Origin of the sequence: Streptomyces sp. NPDC005799, assembly GCF_040630525.1 — a bacterium.
GTDB lineage: Bacteria > Actinomycetota > Actinomycetes > Streptomycetales > Streptomycetaceae > Streptomyces > Streptomyces griseorubiginosus_B.
In genome coordinates this window covers 1-2,721 of sequence record NZ_JBEXXQ010000174.1, presented here as the reverse complement: position 1 = coordinate 2,721, position 2,721 = coordinate 1, and the positions used below count along the sequence as shown (strand labels likewise).

At 60.2% G+C, this 2,721-nt stretch carries 2 protein-coding genes and 1 pseudogene; 1 reads left to right on the top strand and 2 read right to left on the bottom strand.

The window, feature by feature from the left end:
* The first annotated feature begins 187 nt into the window (after positions 1 to 187).
* On the top strand, positions 188 to 406 hold the full coding sequence (locus tag ABZ453_RS50925; RefSeq protein ID WP_359026860.1) for a hypothetical protein: 219 nt from the start codon (positions 188 to 190) through the stop codon (positions 404 to 406).
* 214 nt (positions 407 to 620) lie between these two features.
* Here the strand turns inward: ABZ453_RS50925 and ABZ453_RS50920 are convergent, their stop codons facing one another.
* Positions 621 to 926, bottom strand: a complete 306-nt coding sequence (locus ABZ453_RS50920; RefSeq protein ID WP_359026858.1) for a hypothetical protein — start codon at positions 924 to 926, stop codon at positions 621 to 623.
* A 1,129-nt stretch (positions 927 to 2,055) separates the two neighbouring features.
* Positions 2,056 to 2,555 (bottom strand): annotated as a pseudogene (locus tag ABZ453_RS50915) (transposase); the annotation flags it as partial.
* Between the last annotated feature and the right edge of the window lie 166 nt (positions 2,556 to 2,721).

The window sequence follows — 2,721 nt, the reverse complement described above, 5'->3', positions numbered from 1 at the left end:
CACCGGCACCGCCCCACGCGCCATGGCCACCCTCCGCAACCTCGCGATCGGCACTCTCAAAGCCGCAGGCGCCACCAACATCGCCAAGACCACCCACGCCATCCGCGACAATCCCGAACGAGCCCTGCCCATCCTGGGCATCACTCACAACACGAACCTCGCCGGAACTTGATCACGCCCTGCAGAGTTGCCGCGCCGCTCGGGAAAGCTGGAACTCCTCGACGAACTCCTCGACACGGTGGTCGCCGAGGACGAAGGCACCCTGGTCTTCACCCAGTACACGCAGATGGGCACGCTCCTGGAGCGGCACTTCGCCGACCGCGGCGTCCGCGCCCGCTACCTGCACGGTGCCACCCCCGTCCCCCCGGCGCGAGCCGCGTGTGGCAGGCCCCATGAGTTGCAATGAAATTGGGGCACGATCATAACCTACAGATCCGCATCCGTCAGGCCTATGGATTCGGTCATATCGACCTGCATGGAGAGCAAATAGATGGACCGATGCGAATATGCGACCCCCATCGGTTCCCCGGTGGTACCAGACGTCAGGACAGCCTTTAAAAACGAGCAGAAGAATCTGACCCTGTGGCAACTTGCTCCACCATATGCCATCTTCCACGAGGTCAGTTGTCCCGGCAACTCCAGGTGCTGTGGACCTTGGGATTATGGTCCAGTTGAAAATAGTCAACCATCGAGACTGACTTGGTTTCCGGGTAGTTCGCCTTGCAATGACTGTACGCTTGGCTCCAAGCACTCGCCCATACGTCATGCCACGAAAGGCTGGTCGGCGCGGTGTTTTCCTCTACCCGTCCCAGTTCAGCAGCATTGGCAGGGGCGGCGAAAGCGATGCCGCCCAGGGCGACAGTGGCAGTAAGAGCGATGGCGGTGCCCGCCTTCTTGCTCTTCTGGATAATAGTTGACCTGTTCATATGTATTTCCCTGCCTACACTCGTTCGGAAGGTATTGAAATTATCGTGATGCAGGTGAAGTGTAAGACTGAACTGATTTGAGCGTACCACGAGAGTTAACGACGTCTAACAGTTGCAGGTGTTCCATCGACGGAGGTAAATCACCTTAACTACCAACTACCTGAATCAGGCACCCCTTAACGCATACGAATAAGGTTGGCTTCCTTGATGGTAAACCAATAGTTATCATAGCCGCTCGTGTCACCCGCGGCTATTACCGACCACAAACTTCCCGAATTGCTACAGTCAGGGTAACTGAAGGCGTTGAAGCGGCCACTGTAATTGCCTGGCACATGTGTAGCAGTAAATAGATGACGCATATCCAGGTTGTAGCAGCCGCTTCCGGGACCAAAAGATATGTAGATAGACTTCACTTCGGGCACTTCCGAGTGTACCATTAGGCTCCCTTTCGGCGTGCCCGCGACTGCATCGCCTGAAGCTAGAAGCATCAGGGCGGAGAATGGAATTACAGCCGCGATCGCTACCCTTGTAGCTATCTTAACGAACTCCCTTTTCATTTCATATCCTCTTTCTTGTTAAAGAATCCGGCAATTGTGTCCACTTCACATGCAAAAGGCTTCAGACGCGCGGGCCGGACCCTCCCCCACATGCGGTCCACTGGGCATAGATGCGGCCCCGGTCGGCGACTAGGGGAACGCCAGCCGGGGCCGCGGTTCCCGCCCGCAGCAACGGGCCAGATGCGCGGCGGACGGAAGTCTAGGCGCGCTACCTGAGGTCCAGGGCGAGCACATGCCAGTCGTAGCATGCGGCCCGGGAGGGACACGATCCCGGACCGCATGCGACCCACAGCCGCACAGGCATCCCGTCGTGCGCGGACGCAGATACCTTCCCCAAACCCAAGCTGCAGCTATTTCACGATCGGCCGCGAGGGAGGTGCGCCGCTAGAGGCATCTGTCCTCTCGTAGGTCACAGGCCCGACGGTTATGACAGATCTGCCGATGGCGTCCCGCTTCGTGCAACACCGTGACTCTGCTGGTGATGTACTCTGGGTCATGCGACGGCTGCGCACAACGCATGAAAGCGCGTAGTACGGCGGCGAGTTAAGGTCGTGGGTGGGCTGGGACTGCTAGCGGAGCTTCTTCGGCTCGGCGGTGGCCAACTCGCCTTCCAGCAGAAGTGTTTGAGTCCAGGCGAGCAGGTCGGCGCCGGTCAGTGCCAGTTCGAGCCCAGGCGGCGTTGATCTGGAAGTGGCGGGAGGGAAAGCGGCCGAAGCCGGTGGTCTTGCCGTTGCGGATGGTGTCTTCGACGCGGGCGTGCGCACGATGGCGGACCTTCAGGTGCTGCACGAAGCCTTCGCCGTAGGGGGTGTCGGTGAGGAAGACCTGGTGGCGCATGCCCTCGTCCAGGTCGAACCGGGAGAGCTGGGCACCGGGGTACGGGCGTTCGCGCCGGACGATGATCCGGGTGCCGTCCGGATGGTTGGCCAGGTCGATCATGCCTGGCGAGCTCGGCGACTTCCGCGCCCTCGCGCAGGGTGCCGTCCTGTTCGAGTGCGGGATGCCAGGCCTGCTCGGGCAGGGCTCGGATCGCGCGGCGGACTGGCTCGGTGACGGCGTATCCAACGGAGAAATAGGTGAGGATCCCGCGTGAGTGCAAAGTGCGTACGTGATGCACCTGCGTTCCGCGTAATTCGCTATGCCTAATACTCCAGCAGCACTTTGACGTTTTCCCTGTTCAGGGGCGGTTTCGGTGAGTGTAGTGGGCTGATGGTCGGCCCGTGTCCTCTTTCCCGGAC